The sequence below is a fragment of the Algiphilus aromaticivorans DG1253 genome, from assembly GCF_000733765.1.
Taxonomy (GTDB): domain Bacteria; phylum Pseudomonadota; class Gammaproteobacteria; order Nevskiales; family Nevskiaceae; genus Algiphilus; species Algiphilus aromaticivorans.
Genome location: NZ_JPOG01000001.1, coordinates 1224138 through 1246009, shown reverse-complemented (window position 1 = coordinate 1246009; position 21872 = coordinate 1224138). Strand labels below are relative to the sequence as shown.

18 protein-coding genes are annotated in these 21872 nt (G+C 66.6%); 7 read left to right on the top strand and 11 right to left on the bottom strand.

What is annotated here, in order from left to right:
* From U743_RS05705 to U743_RS05655, 11 genes are all read right to left on the bottom strand, one after another.
* A complete protein-coding gene (locus U743_RS05705) occupies nt 1-408 on the bottom strand; it encodes an ExbD/TolR family protein (RefSeq protein ID WP_043766270.1) in 408 nt (135 codons plus the stop codon).
* Entirely contained in the window at nt 405-965 is a 561-nt protein-coding gene (locus tag U743_RS05700; RefSeq protein WP_052367579.1) for a MotA/TolQ/ExbB proton channel family protein, read from the bottom strand. The genes U743_RS05705 and U743_RS05700 overlap by 4 nt, the downstream gene beginning before the upstream one ends.
* On the bottom strand, nt 958-2322 hold the full coding sequence (locus U743_RS05695) for a MotA/TolQ/ExbB proton channel family protein (protein WP_052367578.1): 1365 nt from the start codon (nt 2320-2322) through the stop codon (nt 958-960). Before U743_RS05695 ends, U743_RS05700 begins: the two co-directional genes overlap by 8 nt.
* Nucleotides 2322-3179, bottom strand: coding sequence for a DUF3450 domain-containing protein (locus U743_RS05690; RefSeq protein WP_052367577.1), 858 nt, complete (start codon nt 3177-3179; stop codon nt 2322-2324). The genes U743_RS05695 and U743_RS05690 overlap by 1 nt, the downstream gene beginning before the upstream one ends.
* A gap of 35 nt (nt 3180-3214) precedes the next feature.
* On the bottom strand, nt 3215-3997 hold the full coding sequence (locus U743_RS05685) for an SDR family oxidoreductase (protein WP_043766264.1): 783 nt from the start codon (nt 3995-3997) through the stop codon (nt 3215-3217).
* Nucleotides 3998-4089: 92 nt separating this feature from the next.
* Nucleotides 4090-4302, bottom strand: coding sequence for a DUF2061 domain-containing protein (locus tag U743_RS05680; protein ID WP_043766262.1), 213 nt, complete (start codon nt 4300-4302; stop codon nt 4090-4092).
* Between the two features lie 119 nt (nt 4303-4421).
* On the bottom strand, nt 4422-4904 hold the full coding sequence (locus U743_RS05675) for a CC0125/CC1285 family lipoprotein (protein ID WP_052367576.1): 483 nt from the start codon (nt 4902-4904) through the stop codon (nt 4422-4424).
* 32 nt (nt 4905-4936) lie between these two features.
* Nucleotides 4937-5452, bottom strand: coding sequence for a GreA/GreB family elongation factor (locus tag U743_RS05670; protein WP_043766259.1), 516 nt, complete (start codon nt 5450-5452; stop codon nt 4937-4939).
* Nucleotides 5449-6294, bottom strand: coding sequence for an SDR family oxidoreductase (locus U743_RS05665; protein WP_043766257.1), 846 nt, complete (start codon nt 6292-6294; stop codon nt 5449-5451). The genes U743_RS05670 and U743_RS05665 overlap by 4 nt, the downstream gene beginning before the upstream one ends.
* A gap of 72 nt (nt 6295-6366) precedes the next feature.
* Nucleotides 6367-9087: an MMPL family transporter gene (locus U743_RS05660; RefSeq protein ID WP_084191387.1), complete on the bottom strand. Its 2721-nt coding sequence runs from the start codon at nt 9085-9087 to the stop codon at nt 6367-6369.
* A gap of 14 nt (nt 9088-9101) precedes the next feature.
* Complete coding sequence (locus tag U743_RS05655) at nt 9102-9899, bottom strand: outer membrane lipoprotein-sorting protein (RefSeq protein WP_043766251.1); 798 nt, start codon at nt 9897-9899, stop codon at nt 9102-9104.
* A gap of 123 nt (nt 9900-10022) precedes the next feature.
* Between U743_RS05655 and U743_RS05650 the strand changes: the two genes are divergently transcribed.
* From U743_RS05650 to U743_RS05620, 7 genes are read left to right on the top strand one after another with little or no spacing between them, the layout of a single operon-like run.
* Nucleotides 10023-11036 carry a ketopantoate reductase family protein gene (locus U743_RS05650; protein WP_043766247.1) on the top strand — a complete coding sequence of 338 codons (1014 nt, stop codon included), beginning with the start codon at nt 10023-10025 and terminating at the stop codon, nt 11034-11036.
* A gap of 56 nt (nt 11037-11092) precedes the next feature.
* Nucleotides 11093-11596 (top strand): cellulose biosynthesis protein BcsD, encoded by a 504-nt coding sequence (gene bcsD, locus U743_RS05645; RefSeq protein WP_043766244.1) that lies wholly within the window; start codon nt 11093-11095, stop codon nt 11594-11596.
* Nucleotides 11593-11955, top strand: a complete 363-nt coding sequence (locus tag U743_RS05640) for a hypothetical protein (RefSeq protein ID WP_043766242.1) — start codon at nt 11593-11595, stop codon at nt 11953-11955. The genes bcsD and U743_RS05640 overlap by 4 nt, the downstream gene beginning before the upstream one ends.
* 33 nt (nt 11956-11988) lie before the next feature.
* Nucleotides 11989-16320, top strand: coding sequence for a UDP-forming cellulose synthase catalytic subunit (gene bcsA, locus U743_RS18675; protein WP_156966346.1), 4332 nt, complete (start codon nt 11989-11991; stop codon nt 16318-16320).
* On the top strand, nt 16313-17470 hold the full coding sequence (bcsZ, locus tag U743_RS05630) for a cellulose synthase complex periplasmic endoglucanase BcsZ (RefSeq protein WP_084191385.1): 1158 nt from the start codon (nt 16313-16315) through the stop codon (nt 17468-17470). The genes bcsA and bcsZ overlap by 8 nt, the downstream gene beginning before the upstream one ends.
* Entirely contained in the window at nt 17467-21360 is a 3894-nt protein-coding gene (locus tag U743_RS05625) for a cellulose biosynthesis protein BcsC (protein ID WP_198021949.1), read from the top strand. The genes bcsZ and U743_RS05625 overlap by 4 nt, the downstream gene beginning before the upstream one ends.
* Entirely contained in the window at nt 21357-21761 is a 405-nt protein-coding gene (locus U743_RS05620; RefSeq protein ID WP_043766236.1) for a tetratricopeptide repeat protein, read from the top strand. The genes U743_RS05625 and U743_RS05620 overlap by 4 nt, the downstream gene beginning before the upstream one ends.
* The last annotated feature ends 111 nt before the right edge of the window (nt 21762-21872 follow it).

Genomic DNA, 21872 nt, shown 5'->3' with positions numbered 1-21872 from the left:
TCAGCGCTGCTGTTCGGCCGCGACCGAGACGTTGCGCGCCCCCGCCAGCCGGGCCTGGTCCATGACTTCGACCATGATGCCGGCACCAGCGTCGCGATCAGCCTGCACCACGACCGTCGCATCCGGGGCCTGGCCCTTCAGTCGCTCGATCTCCGCGCGCAGGCCGCGCACATCGGTCTGCCGGCCGTCGATGTAGATCTCGTTCTTGGCGGAGATCGCCACCAGGATGGTCTGCTGATCCTGCTGCTCGGCAGTCTGCGCGCTCGGACGGTTGACGTTGATGCCAGCCTCGCGCACGAAGGTCGTCGTGACGATGAAGAAGATCAGCATGATGAAGACCACGTCCAGCATCGGCGTCAGGTCGATGCCCGTGTCCTCCGCCGGCTGGCTGTGACGCCGCATCTTCATGCCGCGGCCCGCCTGCCGGTATCGAGCCGGTCGGAAAGGCGGTCGGTGGCCGCACGCGCACGCGCGCTGAAGCGGTAGAGCGGAAACAGGCCCGAGATCCCCACGACCATGCCTGCCATGGTCGGGATGGTGGCACGCGACACGCCGGCCGCCATGGCCTGCGCGTCGCCGGTACCGACCAGCGCCACGACATCGAAGACCGCGATCATGCCGGTCACCGTGCCCAGCAGGCCGAGCAACGGGCAGGCCGCGATCAGCGTCTGAATCAGCGGAAGCGTCGCAGAGAGCCGCGAATGCGCGCGCCGGATCAGCACCTCGCGCACGCGGCGCGCGCTCCAGCTGCGCTTCGAGCGCCGCGCGCGCCATTCGGCGAGCAGCTGGCGCTCCAGGCGTGGGAACACGAAGCGGAAATAGACCCAGCGCTCGAGGATCAGTAGCCACAGCAGCAGACCGGCCGCGCCGACGATGAGCAGCACCGGGCCGCCGTCGCTGATGAAATCGACGACATCGGCCAGCGGCCCCGTACCGGCCAACCGCCAGATCAGCGTCTCAAGCATTGCCGGGTTCCTCCAGGCGCCGCGCCAGCACCAGAGCCGATTCCTCGTCGAGCGTCTGCACCAGCGCGCGTGAACGTGCGCCGAGCAGCGAGTTCAGAAAGAGCAAGGGGATCGCGACGCACAGGCCCAGCACCGTGGTCACCAGCGCCTGCGAGATGCCGCCGGCCATCAGCTTGGGATCGCTGGTACCGAAGAGCGTGATGGACTGGAAGGTCAGGATCATTCCGGTCACGGTGCCCAGAAGGCCCATCAGCGGCGCCACCGCCACGAAGAGCTTGAGCAGCGACTGGAAGCGCTCCAGACGCGGGGTCTCCTTGACGACGGCCTCGGAGAGCTGCAGCTCCAGCAGCTCGGCGTCCTCTTCTCCCTTGTCGCTGCCGGCCGCGCCCAGCACGCGACCCAGCGGATTGCTGTCGCTCGGCTGCGCGGTGTCGTCCAGCTGGCGGCGTACGCGCCGCCCGGTGATCACCAGATAGCCGAGCTGCAGCAGCGCAAGCAACAGGCCGACTGCGCCGATGCCGAGGATGGTGTAGCCAACCACGCCACCCTGATGCACGCGCGCCATCAGGTCCGGCTTGTCGGCCTCGACCTCGAGCAGGCGCCCGCGCGAAGGATCGATCAACGCCGGCTTCAGCGCGCCGTCTTCGGCGGCGAAGAGATCTTCGGCAGCGGAAACGTAGCCGCCGCCCGGCTGATTGGGCAGCAGCTGTGCACGTCGACCGCCTTCGGGCAGAAGCACATAGCCGTCGCGCGTGAAGGCGCTGAAATCGCCGACCCGAATGAGTTCGGCCTCGCGCTTGTTGCCGAAGATGTCGGTGATTTCGCCATCGAAGCGGGTTACCTGACCGGTGGCCGTCATGTCCTGCACCAGCAGGAACCAGAGCGATTCCAGCTGGCTGATGCTGGGCAACTCCGGGTTGTCGGCGATTGCCGCGAGCTGGTCGAGACGCTCCGGGATCTCGATGGTGACCGGCGCGGTGCGCGCCTGCTCGTGCAGATCGCCGGCCGTGCTGCGTGCGGCGCTGAACAGCCGACCGAGATCGGAACTGGCTTCCTGCAGCTCCTGCTCACGCTCGGCGATGGCGCGCTGGCCCGCCTCGTATTCGGCGCGCGCGGCCTCGGCCTTCCGTCGGGCGGCGTCGCGCTCGGCGCGCGCCTCGCGCAGACGCTGCTGCTGCTTGTCCCGCTCGCGCAGGAATCGCTGCTCGCGCTCGCGGTTGATGCGCTGCTGCTCGCGCCCGGCCTCGCGGATCTCCTGAAGCAGCGCCTGCATATCCTGCGCCGCGGCGGGCGCACTCACCAGTCCGGTCAGCAGGCCGCACAGCGCCAAGGTCATCACGAATCGATGTCCCCGCATTACTGCTCCCCCTCTTCGTCGGTGGCAGCGCCCGCTTCAGCGCCTTCGTCATCGGCGCCTTCGGGCACCGCACCGAGCTCGGGGGCTGCCGGCGAGGCCTGGCGGCTCCCGGGGGCGCCGACAGGCAGCATCATCAGCTCCGGCGCCACGACCTCGCGCGAGATGCGCATGGCCTTGCGCAGCACCGGGATGTAGTGCCCGGCCAGCGGCTGCCACTGCTCGGTGGCCGCATCCCAGCGCTTGGCCTCGCTGCCGTCCAGCGCCAGCGCATAGAGCGCCACGCGCCCGATGCGAATGAGGTCGTGCACCTGGCCGTCGATCTCGCTGCGTTCGTGGCCGATGCCGCGCCCGTAGTCGGTCTCGGCGGCGTACGCCTCCATGATCGCCTGGTAGCGGTCGGCGACCGAAACACCGGGGTCGGTCATCGCGTCGCGCAGATCCGCGACGCGGCGTTGCCGCTCGTCCTGCAGGAAGGGCATGTCCATTGCGATGAAGCGCTCCAGCGCGTCCACCATGCGCTTCATCAGCGGCATAATATCGCGCTCGGTACGGGCCAACTCCTCGAGCTGATTCTCCAGCGACGACAGCTTGTCCGCCTGACGGTCGATCAGCTCCTGCAGCTGCTCGCGGTAGACGTTGAGCTGCTGGGTTTCCCAGACCGCGGCGCGATAGGCCTGCAGCGCCTCGCGCTCGGTATCGTCGAGCCGATCGATGCGGCGCTGCGAGGCGGCATCGGATTCGCGCTGCTGCTCAGTGCGCTCGACTGCGTCGCCAGCATCCTGTGCCAGCGCCGGAGTACTGCCCAGCAGTCCCAGTAGGCAGCCGCTAATGACCACCGCGGGCAGTGATCGCGTCATGAAATCTCCTCCGTTTCCGGGATGTCTTGCTCGCATCAGTAATCGGCCAGCTTGCGCACAACAAGACGGTTGATCCAGGTCGGTAAAAAGCGCAGCAGCAACACACTGATCGCTCCACGCAAGCCAACGTTCCAGTGCACCTGGGGCCACCAGCGCGGGCAACGCGCCGCCCGTCCCACGACCCGTGCGACGTCTTCCGGTCCGAGATGCACGCCCAAACGCTGCATGGTCGAGCGCGTTTCGTGTCCTGCCAGCATGCCCGTGCCCACGAACAGCGGCCAGATCGCCATCACCCGAATGCCGTGGCGTCGCCATTCGGCATCCAGAGCTTCGGTAAGGCCACGCACAGCGAATTTGCTGGCGGAATAGACCGCGAACCCCGGCGCACCATATGCCGCAGAAGCCGAGCAGAGGTTGATAACGCGCGCGCCGGGCGTGGTCATTAGGAAAGGCAGCGCCGCGTGACAGCCACGCACGACGGCCTTGATATTGATGTCGATGAGGGCGTCGTAGCGCGCCGGCGCCACCGCCTCGAAATCGCCGGTGGCGAGCACACCGGCATTGTTGACGAGCAGATCGAGCCGTCCACCGGTGGCGGTCATGAAAGCCTCGATGCTCGACGCCAACGCTGCGCCGTCGGAAACGTCGCAGCTCTGCGTCCACAAGCGCGCACAGGCGCACTCTTCACTGAGCGCGGCAAGCGCCGCGCGGTCGCGGTCTATCGCGCCAACCTGCCAGCCTTCAGCAAGAAAATGCCGGGCAACTGCCCGGCCGATTCCGGCTGCGGCGCCGGTCACCAGCACGCTGTGGTGCGTCAAGTACGGGTCTCCTCCGCGTTGTGCGGGAAGACTCTAGCACTCACGACATCGGCTGCAAGGCCACTGATCTCGTCCGGATGGCTTAGTTGCGCTCAGGCGTGGCCGACGGCCAGGCCCGAAGCCTGCTCGCGCCGCCGCGCCTCGCGGCGCGCCCAGACCTTCTCGTGGAAGTGGTAGGCGACGGTGTTGCAGGCCGGCTCGATCAGAGCGACCAACCCGCCCGCCATCGCGCTGCCGGTCATAAGGTAGACCACGGAAAAGGCCACGCTCATATGCAGAATCGCGAAAGTGAGGGTCTTGGTCATCTCGGAATGCTCCGCTTCTATTTCCGAGAATGATATCTAACCGCATTTGCGAAACAAGCGCATTTGCCCCATCGCGTGCATAGCTCGCCGCTATCGCGTGGCCCCTACCTCGCCGGTGTTCAGGCCTCCGGACGCTCGATTCGCTCACCAATGTGCTTCTTGACGTCGCGCGCGTTGAAGGCGCGCAGGTTGTCGCGCTCGGTCGCCTCATCCAGCACGACGATGATGGCCTGGGCGTCATAGCTCGAGGACTGCGGCCGCGAAGTGCCCACGCCGATGCCCGCACCGAAGTGGCTGAAATGCCCGAAACCGAAGCCGGTGTTGATGGTCTGGGTGTAGGTCGTTTCGGCTTCAGTGGAAGAGTCCATCATCAGAAAGTGCGTGCCACCCTCCGAGAGGGTGATCTCCGCGGCGCGGTAAAGCAGATAGTCCTCGACCCGGGAGCGCTCAGTCGCGCTGTTGCCGGAAAAGGTCACACGAAAGCGGTTCTCGGCGATGCGCTGCTCGGCGTAGCCATAACCGCCGATCTTCGGCTGATAGGGCGTGGCGGTCGCGCATGCGGCCAGAAAAAGAACCAGTGTCAGGGGGATCACTCGTAGCATTTGCTTCTCCTGCTCATCAGCGTGGATTGGACTCAATCTGCGCACTCTGGTTCCGGGTAGCGCACCTCCAGGATCTCGATTTCCTGCTCGCCACCCGGGGTGGAATGCACGAAGACATCGCCCTCAGAACGGCCGAGGAGAGCACGCGGCAGCGGCGCATCCACCGAGACCATCCCGCTGGCGGCCTCGGCCTCATCGGCGCCGACGAGCTGCAGTTCGCGCTCGACATCGCCGTCCACGCTGATACGAACGCATGCCGCGAAATGGATGCGGCTCCGATCATCGGGAAACGGCGGCACGCGCAAGGCGGGCAGACGGCGCTGCAGATAACGCACGCGCCGATCGATCTCGCCGAGCTCCTTCTTGCGGTATTGATACTCGGCGTTCTCGGAGCGATCCCCCTCCGCGGCAGCGGCCGCCAGCGCCCGTACCACCGCCGGGCGCCTCTCGCGCCAGAGATGGTCGTACTCCTGCTGCATCCGCCGGTAGCCGGCGGATGTGATGTAGGGCGAAGCCCGCTCGGTGCTCGGTGGCCGCCAGCGGCTCATGACACCTTGGGCAGATCGTCAGGCACGAAGAAGTCCGGCATCAGCTCCGATTCTGGAACGTCCTCGCGCCGATACTTGGAGAAATCGCGTACCCCGTGCTCATGCAGCAGCACGTCGTCGATGCAGAAATTGCCGCTGAAGCTGCGGCTGTCCTGCGTCAGGATGATGTGCGCGGCGTCGGCCATGATCTCCGGCGAGCGCGAGCGCCGCGCGAGTTCGTCGCCCCCGATCATCTCGATGGCGGCGGTGGCGATGCCGGTGCGTGGCCATAGCGAGTTGGCAGCGATGCCGCCGCTGCGGAACTCCTCGGCCCAGCCCAGTGTGCACAGGCTCATGCCGTACTTGGCCATCGAATAGGCAACATGCGGCGCAAACCACTTCGGCCGCATATCCAGCGGCGGCGACAAGGTCAGGATGTGTGGATTGTCGGCCTTCTTCAGATGCGGAATGCACTTCTGGCCGCACAGAAAGGTGCCGCGCGCGTTGATCTGGTTCATCAGGTCGTAGCGCTTCATGTCGGTGGACATCGTGCCGGTCAGGGAGATGGCGCTGGCGTTGTTGACGAGTACGTCAATGCCGCCGAAGCGCTCCACTGTCTCGGCCACGGCTTCGGTTACCTGCCGCTCGTCACGGATATCGCAGACCAGGGGCAGCGCCTGCCCACCGGCCTCGCGGATGGCCTCCGCCGCGGTGTGCACGGTGCCCTCCAGCTTGGGGTGCGGCTGGTCCGTCTTGGCAGCGATGGCGATCTTGGCGCCGTCGCGCGCCGCGCGCAGCGCAATCGCCAAACCGATACCTCGGCTGCCGCCAGAGATGAACAGGGTCTTGTCCTTCAAGCTCATTTGGAATCTCCTCGTCTCGTGATCATATTAATGAATAAAACAGTGCAGGTTTATCCCGTAAATATATGTTTTTTATCGCAGCATTGCCGTCGCTCGCGCCAGGCGTTCGGCCTGGATGCGGTTCAGATTGCGCAGCACGATGGCTGCAATGCGCGGATGCCGACGCCGCAGCCGCTCAAGGTCGCTAGCGTCGAAGCGCAGTAGCCGCGTCGCACGCGTCGTGGTGACATTCGCCGTACGCCGTTGACCGAAGTAGCCGGCCTCGCCCAGGGTCGCGCCGCGGAAAATGGTGTTCAGCACACGGCGCTCGCCGTCGCGCTTGACCCAGACCTCCATCTGCCCATCGACACAGACGCAGATATCGGCAGAAACGTCGCCTTCGCACATGACGTCGACACCGGCCGGGATTCGCTCGTAACGCGCGGTCAGGGCGAACAACCGCGCCTGCCGATTGCTCAGCCCGCTGAGCAGCGGAATCGTGAGCTGTGGCGAGCTACCCAGATCCACGCGCAGCAGATCCCAGAGGGTAACGATGCGCACCATCGAGCCCAGCGCCGGCGTCACCAGGATGTCAGTCAGCCAGGCCAGCAACAGGGCCAACGCCGCCAGTACGCCGAACTCGGCGTGCGAGGCGAGCGGCGACAGCAGGAAGGCCGTGAAGCTCAGGCAGAGCGCAGCCGTGGTCAGCGTCACTGGGCGCAGGATGCTGCCCAGGGCGTACCCCACTGCCTCCCGCTCGCTGCCGCGCGCGCGGGCTTCGGCGTTGAAACGCGCGAGAAAATGGATGGTGTCATCCACCGCCACACCGATGACCAGGCAAGCAACCAGACTGGTCGCGGGATTCAACCCGATACCGCTGACGCCGAGCAGGCCGAAGTAAACCCCCACCGGCACGAGATTGGGCAGCATCGCCACCATGGCGGCGCGCGCCGACATGAAGAGTCCGTAAAGCACCAGCGCGATCGCACCCAGCGCCGCCGCCACTGACACCCACTGCCGATCGACGATACGGCCGACGGTCTCCGCCGCGCGCACCGGCGCCCCGACCACCTCCGCGCGCACCGCCGGCGGCAGAGCGCGAAGCTGCTGCTGCATGCGCTCCGCCAGGGCCGTGACCCGGGCGCTGTGATCGTCGCGGATGCGCAAGCGAACTACGGCGCTACGCTGGCGGTCGTCGATAAGACCGCGCACGGCGTCTCTGCCGCCGAAGCTCAGCAACTGCCGCGCAAGGCGTAGCGAAGCCGGGTAGCTGGGCTCGCCCTCGGCCTCCGGCTGCATAGCCGCGTTGAGCACCTTCAGATGATCGGCGTAGCTGACAGCGGCGCCGACTTCGGGTTGTATGCGCGCCCAGCGCACGAAATCATCGACAGCGGTGGCGATCTCCGGTTCCAGCAGCACGTGATCCAGCGGCGCCTCCAGATAGACGTCGATAGCAACAGCACCGCCCAGATCGTGGTTGACACGCTCATAGTCGACGCGCACCGGCGCATCCTGCGAGAAGTTGGCGATGTAGGACGAGCCGGGCTCGATGCGTTGCGCTGCCAACAGGCCCAGCAGCAGCACGAGGGCGGCAGTCAGTACAACCGGCACGCGCCAGCGCACCGCAAAATTCGCCAACGCGCGCGCCGCGGCGGCGGCTAGGGCCTCGCCGGGCAGCTTGCGCTGACCGATATGAGAGCCCATGAGCAGCAGCAGCGCCGGCAGATAGCTCACGCTGAGCAGGGTCAGCGACAGCACGCCCGTAACCGCCAGCAGCGAGAACTCCTTGACCGCCTGCAACGGCGACAGAGCCAGTGCCGCCAGACCGATGCTGGTGGTCAGGCCGTTGAGCAGCAAAGGCAGGGCCACTCCCCCCACCGCGCGTCGCGCGCGCGCGACATCCTCGCCGACATCGTGGCGCAACCATTCCGAAACCATGTGGATGCTGAACATGATGCCGAAGGCCACCACCACCGGTGGCGCGATGGCCGAGACCATATTGAGCGAAATGCCGGCCATGCCGCCAACCGCCCACATCACCAGCAGCGAGACGCCGATGCTCATTGCGCCGAGCACCACCACCAGCGCGCTGCGGAAGGAAAAGGCGAGCAGGGCGATCACCAGCAGCACGGCCACCGGCATCGTTACCATGAGCCCGTCCCAGACCGCATCTGCAACCGCGGCGTCGACCAGGCCGTTTCCCGTCACCGCCACGCCGTGCAGACCATCGACGGTTGCAAGCGTCTCCGACACCGACGCAGCCAGCGCGCGCAGCGCCTCGCCCGTGCCTTCGCCTTCTGGCACCACCACGAAGGCGGCCGTGCCGGTCTCGGCATTGAAGAAGACATCGGCCAGCATGGGGTTGCGTCGCGCGCTGGCGGCAATCTCGGGCTGAGCGTCGGGTACGCGCGCGAGCTGCTCGGTCACCGAGCCGACGTCGAGCACCGGATCATCCGGGGCGTTGCGCAGCAGGTTGGGCACCGAAGCCAGCGAGCGCACCCGCCCCGCCCCAGGCAAGGCGGCGAGCGCGTCGTGGGCCTGAGCCACCGCTCGGAGCCCTGGCGCGGACAGCAGATCTTCATGCCGCGCGGTGGCGAGCAGCAGTCCGGATTCACCGAAGCGCGCGGCGTAGCGATCGTGCAGGGCAGACGCCGGCCGATCGCTGCTCGTCAGCGCGCTGAGATCGGCGTCGACCCGGATCAATTCACCACCGTCGCGCGTCAGCGCCACGGCCACGGCCGAAAGCGCACAAATCAGCGTAACGGCCGCAATGACCAGACGCGGCCGGTCCATCATCACGTCTAACCAGCGCATCCTCAGTGACCGCCTCAGCGACCGTGATAAAAGGCGCTGGGCATGAAGACGCGACGCGGCAGTTCTTCGGGCAGCTCCAGCTCGCGGAGTCGCGCGCTGCTGCTGCGCTCGTTGCGGAGATTGTCCATGCGGATGTGCTGCGCGAAGTGCAGATCACCGATGGTCTGCAAGCTGTCCGGATCGGCGTGGTAACGCTTGACCACGCCCTTGCCGTCAATGAACTCGGCCTGCAGCGTGACACAGCTTTCGCGATCAACGGCCGCATCAACATGCAGATAGGGCGTCGGCTCTTCCGGGGCGGGCGTAAAGCGCATGCGCCATACGGGTCGCCCGTCCAACTCATCACTGCCCAGCAGCTCCTGCTGGCCGCTTGAAAAGGCGCCCTGAGCCTGCTGCAGGTCGCGCATGCTGAACTCGGAGTCGAGCACACCGGCGTCCGCCCCGCTGCCGACGACCCGGCGCACGCGGTTAAGCTCGGGGATGAAGACGAAAGTCTCATCGCGCGACTCCAGCTCGCGCCAGAGATAGGCCGTGCCACGCATGTCAACCGGAGCCTCTATATAACTCGTCATGTGCGCCCGGCCGTCCGCACGCTGTAGATAGACGCGGGCACGGTAGATACGCGACGACTCGCCCTCCGCGTCGCGGTTGCGCAGCTCCAGCTCGCGCAGTTGCAGGCGCTGAGGGATATTCGCACGCATGCAATCCATCACTGCCTGCGCGCTGTCACGCTCAGCGGCGCCATCCTCAGCCACAGCGACAACTACCGCCGCCGCCAGCCCGAGGCCCACCAGCCATTGCCCTGTCATCATTACTCCCTTTCAACCGCTTTCATCCAGAACGCGCACTGTAGCGTGCCGGCCGCGACCGACGTACACCTGGCGCCCCGGCGCCGACTGCGCTAAAAGGTCCGAACCAACTCCGAGGGGACGCAGATGCTCGCAATCATCGGACCCGGCGCGGTCGGCACTGTGCTCGCAGGCTATCTCGGCGCCGCCGGCCGCCCGTTGCGCCTGATCGGCACGCCCAAGGACATCGCCGCGGCACAGGCCGTCGAAGGGCTCATCGTGGAGCGCGTCACCGGCGGGCCGCCGCTGCAACTGCCACGACCGCCGCTGGGCACGACCGTGGATGCCGGCAGCACCAGCGCGATTCTGCTCTGCATCAAGCACCCCGATCTCGATGATGTCGTCGCCGCGCTCCCTCCAGACCTGCCGGACGGACTGCTGATCGGTGTGACGGGCAACGCGGCCGGCGCGCTCCGTCAGCTACGGGAGGCTCTACCAGCGCAGCGTATCGTGCCGGTGACCGTGCAGTTCAACGCCCAACGACTGGAGCCGCTGCACGCTCGGGTCAGTGCACGCCCCCGCCTGGGCATCCCTCGCGACAACCCCGAGATGGCAGAGCTCTTCGCGCCCAGCGGCATCGGCATTCTGCAGGCGCGCGGTGAAGCCGGCGCCTGGGGCAAGCTGCTCTTCAACCTTTGCGCAGCAGTGGCTGCCGCCACGCACAGCAGCTTCCGCGAAGTCCTGATCGAAGCCAGACTCCGCCGCATCTACGCTCGGCTCCTGGCGGAGGGCATGCGTAGCCTGGATGCCGCCGGCATTCGCTACCAGTTGCCAGTAGCCGTTCCAGCGCCGCTGTTCCTGCGACTCCTGAAAGTGCCCGGTAACGCAGCCTGGTGGGTCGCACAACGCCGCCAGGGCATTGCGGACTACGCCTATCCCTCAATGGTCAGCGATCTGACGCACGGGCGACCCACCGAAGTTGATGCCCTCAACGGCGAGATTGTGCGCATCGCGGCGCGCAACGGAGATATCGCCCCCTTCAACGAGGCAATCTGCAGCGTGCTGCACGCACTGGAACGCGATAAGGACGGCGCAGCCCTCAGCCCCGAGAACCTCGCCGCACAGGTTGAACGACAAACGGCGGGCCAGAGCCGATCGTAAAGCTACTTTTGGAGCGAAAACTCGCGTAGGCTTTGTTTCCGGGGGTAAAACAACTTATGAATGATGCAACGCTGAAGTATCTTGAAGGACTGCCTCGCGACGCAGCCGCAGCCTCCACGCTGCGCGCGCTATGCGGTGTTCTGCGTGATTTCGGCGACAGCGAGCAACTCCGCAGCCTCGCCTACGAAGCCGGCCGCAAACTGGCAGAGGAGCGACCGCTCGGTGAATGCGCGGATCTCGCGGCTTTTGCCGAAGCGGCAGATCGTTCCTTCCGCGAGAGCGGTTGGGGCACGCTTCGGGCCGAAGCCGACAGCGAAGCAGTGGATTTTTGGCACGGCGCGCCACCGCTTGCAGCCTGGTTCGGCGCCGATCACGGCGAATGGTGTTGCGGCCTATTCGAAGGCGTGCTCGCCGAGTGGCTACGGCAAATGGGAGCCGGTGAAATGCTGGCGGTTCGCCACGTGTCGGAGGACGGCGCTACCGACGAAGTAGCGGTCACGCTGCGCTACCGTTTCGCTCATCGCACCAAGTTGCGCGTAGCACAGGGGAGCAGGGCATGAGCGACTCGCGCGAGGACATCCGCAATCTCTTTCAGGCGCAGGGGCTGTCCGGTGGCTATCGCGAGTTCGGCGAGCGGCCAACCGCGCCGCGTCCCGCGGTCCCGGTGCAACCGCAGCCCCAGCAGCAGACCGAGTCCGAGCCCAAGGCCCGGCGTCTGGACCTCGTGCGTAGCGCACCCGAGAAGCCCCAGGACACACCGCCGAGCCCACTGAAGGGGCTATTCGAACGCCTCGCCGAACTTGATACGCACAAAACGGGCGTCACGAAGGCCGCTGACGATGCTGCGGCAGTCGATCCAATGCACATGCCGCTCGCGGATCTGTTCGAGCTGCTCGAATCACAGGGCGGCCGACAGTAGTCGGCGCGCACTGTACAGGGGGGATGGACCGGCATGAATAGGCCAACCGAGGGCCCGGTTAGCGCTCGCATGCCATTGCATCAGCGCCTGCTGATCGCAACTGCCTTCCTTTTGGTTGCAGGAGTCGGCTGGCTCTTCATCACGGCCGATCTCTCCCTCTATTGGCAGATGCTGCTCGGCGTGATGTCCGTGCTCGCAGCGTTGCTGCTAAAGCGCGCACCCGGTGGCTGGGGGCCCTCCTACGCGCTGATGGCAATATCGACCCTCACCACCTCACGATACATCTACTGGCGCATCACCGAGACGCTACCCATCGGCCGGGGCTTCGACGCCTTCGATCTCGCCTTCGCGGTGGGCCTGCTGCTCGCCGAAATCTATGCCTGGGCGATTCTGGTGCTGGGCTTCTTCCAGGTGTTGCAACCACTGCAGCGCAAGCCCGTCCCGTTGCCCGAAGATCCCGCGCAGTGGCCGGTTGTGGATGTCTTCATCCCGACCTATAACGAATCGCTCGACGTTGTGCGACCGACCGTGGTCGCGGCGCTGGATCTCGACTGGCCGCGCGACAAGCTGCGTGTGTATGTGCTCGACGACGGCCGCCGCAGCGACTTCGCGGCATTCTGCGAGAAGGTCGGCGCCATCCACCTCACGCGTGACGACAATCGTCACGCCAAGGCCGGGAACATCAACGCGGCGCTGAAGCAGACTTCAGCCGAGTACGTCGCGATCTTCGACGCGGACCATATCCCGACGCGTTCCTTCCTGCAGATGACGATGGGCGCGCTGGTGGCGGATCCGGGGCTGGCGATGGTGCAGACGCCGCACCACTTCTTCTCCGCCGACCCCTTCGAACGCAATCTCGAAGTCTTCCGCGAGTCGCCGAACGAAGGCGAGCTCTTCTACGGTCTGTTGCAGGACGGCAACGACTACTGGAATGCCACCTTCTTCTGCGGCAGCTGCGCCGTGCTAAACCGTGCGGCCCTCGAAGAGATCGGCGGGGTCGCCGTCGAAACCGTCACCGAGGACGCTCACACCTCGCTGAAGATGCACCGACGCGGCTGGCGCACCGCCTACATCAATATTCCTCAGGCGGCCGGGCTCGCCACCGAATCGCTATCCGCGCACGTCGGACAACGCATCCGCTGGGCTCGCGGCATGGCCCAGATCTTCCGACTGGATAACCCCTTTTTCGGGCGCGGGCTCGGCATCGGGCAGCGGCTGTGCTATGGCACCGCCATGCTGCACTTCTTCTATGGCTTTCCGCGGCTGGTCTTCCTCACGGCACCGCTGGCCTTCTTGCTGCTGGATGCGCGCATCATCGCCGCGCAGGGCCTGATGATCATCTCTTTCGCCTTGCCCCACCTGCTCTGCGCCATCCTGACCAACTCGCGCCTGCAGGGCCGCTTTCGGCATTCGTTCTTCGCCGAGGTCTACGAAACGGTGCTGGCGGTATTCATCATCATCCCGACGACACTGGCCATCATCCGACCGCATTCGGGCGCCTTCAACGTCACCGCCAAAGGCGGCATCGTCGACCGGGACTATTTCGACAAGGATCTCGCCAAACCCTACCTCTGGCTCTTCCTGATCAATACCTTCGGTGTCATCTTCGGCGTCGTTCGACTCCTCTTCTTCGACCCGGACGTCGACACGCTCTATATCACCATGGGCTGGACGGTCTTCAACCTTGTGCTGATTGGCGCGGCCCTGCGTGTGGCGTCGGAGAAGCGGCAGATACGACATACCGTCCGCGTCGCTTGCCAGGTACCTGCCAGCATCCAGCGCGAGCGCGACGGTGCGACGCTGGAAACGACAACCCTGAACCTTTCCTATGGCGGAGCCGCCGTCCATCTGCCCGATAACCACGACCTGCAGGAAGGCGATCGGATCTGGGTCGCGCTGATCCCGGAGTTTGCCGAGGTCTGGACGCCGGCGACAGTCAGGCGTCTCGACAACGGGCTCGCCGCCCTCTCCTTCGAACCGCTGGATCTCGAGCAGGAACGCCAGCTCGTCTACGCCATCTACGGCCGCGCCGACGCTTGGCTGCGCTGGCGCAACAACGCTCGCCCCGACAAACCATTGCAGGCCTTCCGAAGCGTGCTGCACTTCGGCTACGAGGGCCTGTTTATCTTTCTGACCTGGATGTGGACCAGCATGCTCGCTCCTTTTCGCCGTACCAGCCGCGCCGCCGGCGCCATCGTGCTCAGTGTCGCCTTGGCCGGCCTCATGCAAGCCGCCCCCGCGCCGGCACAGGAAGACATTCCGGTCACGCGGCTGGATGACACCGAACGCGTCCTGAGCCTTTCCGATCTCGGCACCGAATCGACCATCCGCATGCGCAACATCGCTGCTGCGCGCAGCCTGCCGGTCAATGTGCGGGACGATCAGGTCGTCACCAACGCCAAGCTCACGCTGGACTACCGCTACTCGCCAGCGCTGCGGCCCGACATCAGCCAATTGCGCCTGCTGCTCAATGGCGAGGTCGTCGATACCTGGTTGCTGGACAGCGAAACGCCTGCTGAAAACCGCCGGGAGATCGCGATCGACCCCAAGCTCTTCGGTCGCTACAACGACCTGCAGCTTGCTTCGGTGGCTAGCTATGCGCGCGACGAATGCGAGGATCCGACACATCCCAGCCTGTGGATCGATATCGACGGCGACAGCCATCTGGACCTGGAATTGGCCCCGCTTGCGCTGCAACCGGATCTCACCAGGCTGCCGGCCCCCTTCTTTGACGAGGCCGATACCCGGCGGCTGCGCCTACCCTTTGTCCTCCCTGCGAACGCCGATCACGCGACTATCCGCGCCGCTGTCACCCTGAGTTCCTGGTTCGGAGGCCTCGCGGACTGGCGCGGCGCTGAGTTCCCGGTGCGCGCCACGCTGGCCGATGACATGCACAGCGTTGCGCTGCGCACATCGGCACGCGACATTCCAGCCTTCGAGCATATCCCGCTCAGCGACGAACCCGAGATCCGGATACTGCCCCATCCCGATCAGCGCGCCTTGCGTGTACTGCTGATCAGCGCACCGGACGTGCGTGGGCTTCAACGCGCCGCGGAGGCTCTCGCCTTCGGCGCGTCTTCCATGCGTGGCGAGAGAGCGCGCATCCGCAACTTCGAACGCCCCGCCGCCCTGCCCGAGCACGAAGCACCGCGCTGGCTATCGCCGGAGGATCCGGCAAAGATTGCTGAAATGGCGCGCGAGGGCCTGTCGGTGCAGGGGCTGGGAACGCGCGGCCTGCGCTTCGACTTCCGTCTGGCACCGCATCTCTACATGCATGAGAGTGGCGCTATGGAGCTGGCGCTGACTGCGCGCGCCGGCGCCGCAGCCGCCGAGGGCTCCATGATGGGATTGCGCTTCAACGACCAATTCGTCAACGACGTGCGTCTGTACGATGACGGCAGCAGAGGTTTTCAGCAGTCGCTGCGTATGAAACTACCGGCCATGGCCGCGCGCTATTCGAACCGAATCACTCTGGACTTCGACATCCTGAGGTCGCAGCGCGAATACTGCGAAGTCTTCGAGCCGCAGCTGCTACGCGCCTCCGTGGACGAGGACATCCGTCTGGAGCTGCCCCGGCACGCTTACTACGCGCGCCTGCCCGAGCTCGCCCTCTTCGCCAATGGCGGCTTCCCCTTCAGCCGATTTGCCGACGGTGCCGGCATGGCCTTCGTCCTGCCGGATTCGCCCAACAACGAAGATATTGCCGCGACCCTGACCGTGGCTGGCTTCCTTGGCGCAACCACGGGTGCAGTGCTCAATCGCGCCGGGGTCCTCCCCGAACGCGCCGTGGGTGCCGATACCGCCCTTGACCTGCTGTACGTCGGCGGCGCAGAACGATTGCAAGCTGCCTCGGACGAACAGCTGGGACTGCCTCTGCATTTCGACGAGAACGACGTGACGCTGCGCGATATCGGCACGCTGGCGCAGCTTTCGGGCCGCATGCGAGGCACCGATTATCTCGAAGCGCACAGCTATGCGGCCCGCGTTGTCCACGATGCCGGCAACCGCCTCGGGGCCATCATGGCGGCCGAATCAACCTTTACAGACGGCGCCAGCGTCCTCGTAGTGACCGCGGGCAACAAGGGCTCGGTACTGGACACCGCGCGATTGCTGCTCGAAGCCGGCACGCGCCAGTTCATTCGGGGCGGCCTGACCCTCAGCGATCGCGAGGAAGTTTCCGGCTACACCCTCGGACCGGATTACGCCGTGGGCAGTCTCCCCTGGGACTGGGCGCTGCAACGCTGGATTGCCGAGCGCCCCTGGATGGTCTTCATACTGCTGCCACTGGCCGCTCTGATCGCCGTCTGGGCGCTGCGTGCCGCGCTCAGGAATCGCGCTCAGCGCCGCCTGAAGGGCGATGCCTGATTTGTACCGCCGCGACCTGCTTCGGCTTGCAACGACCGCACCGGCCTGGCTGCTGGGTGGTGAGGCGATAGCCTTCTCGCTGCTGCGCGAACGGGCAGATGGCGCCTGGCCGCATTGGCAGAGCTTTCTGGACGGCTTCGTTCAGGACGACGGTCGCGTCATTGACTGGACGGACGGCGGTCGCACGGTTTCCGAAGGCCAGGCCTACGCGCTCTTCTTTGCCCTGGTCGCCGATGATCGCGCCGCCTTTCGGCGCATCCTCGAGTGGACGCGCGACAACCTGGCGGCAGGCGACCTGAGCAGCCAGCTTCCGGCCTGGCTATGGGGGCACGACGAAAATACCGACCGATGGGGCGTCCTCGACGCCAACCCCGCGTCGGACGCCGACCTCTTCATTGCCTACACGCTACTCGAGGCCGGGCGCCTCTGGCGGCTCGCAGACCACACCGCGACCGGTCGTGCCATGCTCCGACAGGTCCGCGAACGGGAAACGGTGCAACGCTTCGGACGGCAACTGCTGCTGCCAGCGCCGGAGGGTTTTACCGATGACATGTCGGTGCGCCTGAACCCGAGCTACATTGTCCCCTTCCAGATGCGCTTCTTCGCCGAGCACGACCCGGACGGGCCATGGGCCGGAATTCTGGCGGAGCACGTACGCGCCAGCGCCGACTTCCTGCCCAACGGCCTGCCGCCTGACTGGCTGATGCTTGTCGCTGATGGTTACCGCCCGGACGAGACCACTGGAACGCGCGGCAGCTTTGACGCGATTCGCTGCTACCTCTGGTCAACGATGCGCGTACCCGGCCTGGACGTCGTCTCGCCGCTGCGCGAGCGGCTGGCGCGCGCCTTGCCCATGATCCGGCAGCGCCAGGCCATGCCGGAGTCCTGGGATGTTGCCAGCGCCGAGATGCAGGGCGAAGGTCCGCCCGGCTTCCAGCTCTGCGCGGCCGCCTGGCTCCACGACACCGGTCACGACACTGCCGCTGCACGCTTCACCGAGCGTGCGGAGGCCTCTTTGAACGGCGGACTTTACGGCGAGCCAGCGCGCTATTACGACCAGGTGCTGGCATTGTTCGCCAATGGCTGGAAACAACAGCGCTTCCGATTCGCGGCCGATGGCCGCCTGATCCCGACATGGACATCCTCATGAAGCGGCAATTCCGAGCGCTGCTGATTGCTATCGCAATGATGGCGCCACTGGCAGCCCCAGCGCAGCCCGAAGACGGCGAGGCGCTGCTGCAGCTCGTCGAGCAGGCGCGCTTCTGGGAGGCACGCGACGCCGAGCAGCGCGCGAGCGAGGCCTGGCAACGCGTTCTGGCTGCGGACCCCGACAACGAAGAAGCGCTCGGGCGCCTCGCCGCGTTGCGCGTAACCGCTGGCGAACGCGGCGAGGCCGAAGCGCTGGCCGAGCGCCTGCGCGCCCGCAACCCCGACTCCCGCTGGCTACAGACCTATCGCGAAGCACGGCTGAATGCGGAGGTCGACCGCGAGGCGCTGCGCCGCGCCCGCGAGCTTGCCGGCACCGACCGCCCCGAGGAGGCACTGGAGGCCTATCGACGCGCCTTTGACGGCGAGACACCACCCCCCGGAACACTGGCGCGCGAATACTTTGAGGTGATGGGTGGCATGCCCGAACGACGGGCCGAGGCTATCGAGGGACTCCGCGATCAGGAAAACCGCCATCCCGAAGATCCCCGCTACACGCTGGCCCGCGCGCGGGTACAGAGCTACCAGGCGGCCACCCGCCGCGCCGCCCTGGACACCTTCGAATCACTGCAACGGCGTACCGATCCACCGGAAGGGCTGAAGGCCGCCTGGCGCCAGACTCTGCTGTGGCTAGATGCCGAGCCGGCGGATATGCCGCGCTACGAGCGCTATCTCGCGCAGCATGCCCCGGATGCGGAAGTCGCGCAGCAGCGCGCCGCTCTCGCCGACCGACTGCCGGGCTCACCACGCGCGCGCCGCGACGCCGCAGTACAGGAGGCCTTTACGGAACTCGATTCAGGCGATGTAGGCGCTGCCGAGAGCGCCTTCAGCGCGCTGCGCCGCCAAAGCCCGCGCAGCGCCGAGGCGGCCGGCGGATTAGGCTTGGTCCGGCTGTGCCAGGAGCGCTTCGCCGAAGCCAGCGAGCTGCTCGACGAGGCCATGCGCCTGCAGCCTGCAACTGCCGGCCGCTGGGAGAGCGCAGCCCGCAGCGCGCGCTTTTTCCAGAACTTCGAGCAGGCGCAGTCCGCCGAGGCCGAAGGCGAGGACGAACTGGCGCTGGCGGCCTACGAACGCGCCTTCTCCGCGCCTCCGGCCGGTCTGGATCCGGCGCTACGCCTGCCCTATGCCGAATTGCTCCTGCGCCAGGGACGTATCGCCGAAGCCGAATCGCTGACGCGCCAGGTCCGCCAAGCGCGGCCGGAGAGCGGCAATGCCGTAGCGCTGCTGGTGCGCATTCTGATCCAGCGCGGCGAGATTGCCGAAGCCGAGGCTCTCGCCGAAGATGCCCCGCCGGAGGCGCGCGCAGCGCTGGCACCGGCGCGCGCGCGCGCGCTGCGCGAACGCGCTGGCGAGGCAAATGCCGCCGGCGATCGCGAGCGCGCCAAAGCAATGCTGCGCGAGGCCATCGCGCTGGCACCGGACTCGCCCTGGCCCCGCCTTGATCTTGCGCGCATTCTGCGCGAGGAAGGCCAACAGCGCGAGGCCGACCGCCTCCTCGACAGCCTGGCAAGCACACATCCGGAACTCGAGGCGGTGCGGCTGGCTCAGGCCTATGCACTTGCCGACGCCGAGCGCTGGGGCGAAGTCTTGGAAATACTGGAGGCCCTGCCTGCTGCGCAACGCGATCGCGAGGCCGAGGCCTTGCAGCGGCGAGCCTGGATCCGCTACCAGATCGAACGCGCACGTCTGGCGCGCGAGGCAGGCGACTACGCGCTAGCCTTCCGCGCCATATCCGAAGCCGATGCGGCGGCGGGCAACGAGGCCCGCTTCGCCGGCGTGCTCGCGGGCGGCTGGGCCGAGCTGGGCGACCCGGCGCGCGCGCTCGCCTATCTGCGACGCGCCTTCGCCGACGCCCCGGACGACATCGGCCAGCGCCTGCAATACGCCGGCCTGCTACTGGAGATGGGCCATTACGCCGAATTCGAGGCCCAAGCCGAGCATCTTCTTGAGCAGGATCTCAACACCGCGCAATCGGCGCAGCTCGAAGAACTCATTATCGGTTTCCGCATCGCCATGGCCGACCGCGAGCGTCAGGAAGGCGAGCTCGACGCGGCCTATTCGCTGCTGCGCGACGTCGTGCGCCGGCGCCCACGCGAACCGCGCGTGCAGATGGCGCTGGCGCGCGTCTTCGAGGCCGGGGGCGACCACGCCGAGGCGCTGGCGATTTACGACAACCTCGTCGCGCGCCTTGAGAATCCGGAACCGGAGTTGCTCCGTGCGCGAGTCAACGCTCTGTTGGCTGCCGGTCATCTCGATCCCGCCGAGCACGCACTGCGCGAGCTTGAAACCGAAGGCAAGGATGATCCTGAGCTGTACGAGCTGCGCGCGCGTCTTGCTGACGCCCGCGGCAACGAGGGACTCGCGCTGCGCCACTACCAGCGCGCGCGCAGCCTGCGGGCGCGTGAGCCCGAGGGCCGAGCTTCCCTACAGCCGCCACAACTCGCCATTATCGAGCAGGTCCGGCGCAACGAGCCGCTGACTCCGCGACCGGTACGCGACGCCATGCAGGAGCGCAGCCCGGAGGCCCCGGAGCAGGTGCTGCGCCCTCGCCCCGGCGCCTTCGCCGAACCCGTGGCGCCTGCCCAGCGCGAGGCCCGTTCGGCCGGCGCCGCCCGCGCGTCCGAGGGCGCGAGTGGCGGCGCGGGCGAAGCCACCGCCCGGCGCATCGACACCTTGAGCGGCCGCACCAGCGGCTGGGCGGCGGGCGGCTTCCACAGCCGCGTGCGCGACGGCGAAGCCGGTTTGTCGCGCCTGTTCAACCTCGAGGTGCCAATGGAGCTGTACTCTGCAGCGACCCGTCTCGGGCGCTTCGGGCTACGCGTCACGCCGGTGCTCGTCGACAGCGGCGACATCACCGGACCGCGCCGGCTGCGCTTCGGCACGCTGGCGCTCATCGACGGCGGCGATACCGATCTCGATCTCGACCAAAGCGACAGTGGCATTGCGGTCGGACTGCGCTACGCCATGGGCAGCTTCCGCGCCGACGTCGGTAGCACGCCGCTAGGCTTCGCCGAGGAGCGTCTGGTGGGCGGCATCCGCTGGGCGCCCAGCTTCGGCCCCTGGCAGATCGAGATGGCGCTGTCGCGGCGCGCCGTCAGCGACAGCGTGCTCAGCTACGCAGGCACGCGCGACCCACTGACCGGCCTCAGCTTCGGCGGCGTCAACCGCACCGGCGCGCGCGTCGATATCGCCTACGAATTCGGCGATTACGGCGTCTACGGCAACGCCGGATTCCGCGGCTACGACGGGCGTAACACCGACGACAACAGCGCCTTCGAGATAGGTGCCGGCGCCTACGCGCGCGCGCTGCGTAGTCGCGCCATGGAGCTGACCTACGGCCTGAATATCACCAGCTTCTTCTACGACAAGAACCGTCGCTTTTTCACGCTGGGGCACGGTGGTTACTTCTCACCGCAGAGCTTCGTGTCGGTGGGCGTGCCGGTGAGCCTGGAGGGCCGCTACCACGAACTCGTCTGGCGGCTGCATGGGGCGGTCGGGCTGCAGGCCTTCAACGAGGATGGCGCCGCCTACTACCCGAACAATCCGGGTCTGCAGGCGCAGCTGGAGGAGCGCATCGCGCTTGATCCGGAAAGCGATCTCGTCGCCGGCTACAGCGACAACTCGCAGAGCGGCCTCGGCTACGCCTTTGGTGCCGCCGCGGAATATCGTCTCAATCGGCATTTCTTCGCCGGCGGCCGTCTGGCCACCGATAATGCCCGCGACTTCAACGAGTACCAATTCGCCGCCTTCCTGCGTTATTACTTTAACGCCCAGCCCGAGCTGCCCGCGTCGCCGCGCGGGCTGCCGTCCCATTACGAGGGCTCAGGCCTATGAATGCTAGATCTCTGATCGTGGCGCTCGCCTTGCTACTGCCAGGCACGCTTACCGCTCAGCCCGAAGCGGCAACCGGTGCAGAGCTGCTCAGCGACGGTCAGACCGCCCGTGCCATCGCACAGCTTGAGAACGCGCTGGGCCGCAATCCCTTCGATCCCGTCGTGCTCAACAACCTGGCCGTGGCCTACGCCGAGACCGGAGATTTCCGCCGCGCAGCGGAGTTGCTTCAGCGCGCCGAGCGTCTGGCTCCGGACGACGCGACCATCACTGAAAACCTGCTGGAAACCGAGAACTGGCTCGCACATATGGCGCAGCGCGGGCGCGAGGAAACACAGCAGCAGACTACGGAATCCGCCGAGCCGATCCGCGTGCCGCCGGCGCCACCGCCGCTCTGGCCTTAGGGGCTATTACCACTTCGGCGATCACTGCGTTGCAGTCCTGAATCGTGCCAGGTAAGGACGAGGAGGGCCTTTGGTTCCGCCAAATAAGGGGGGTATGACGCCGCATGACGG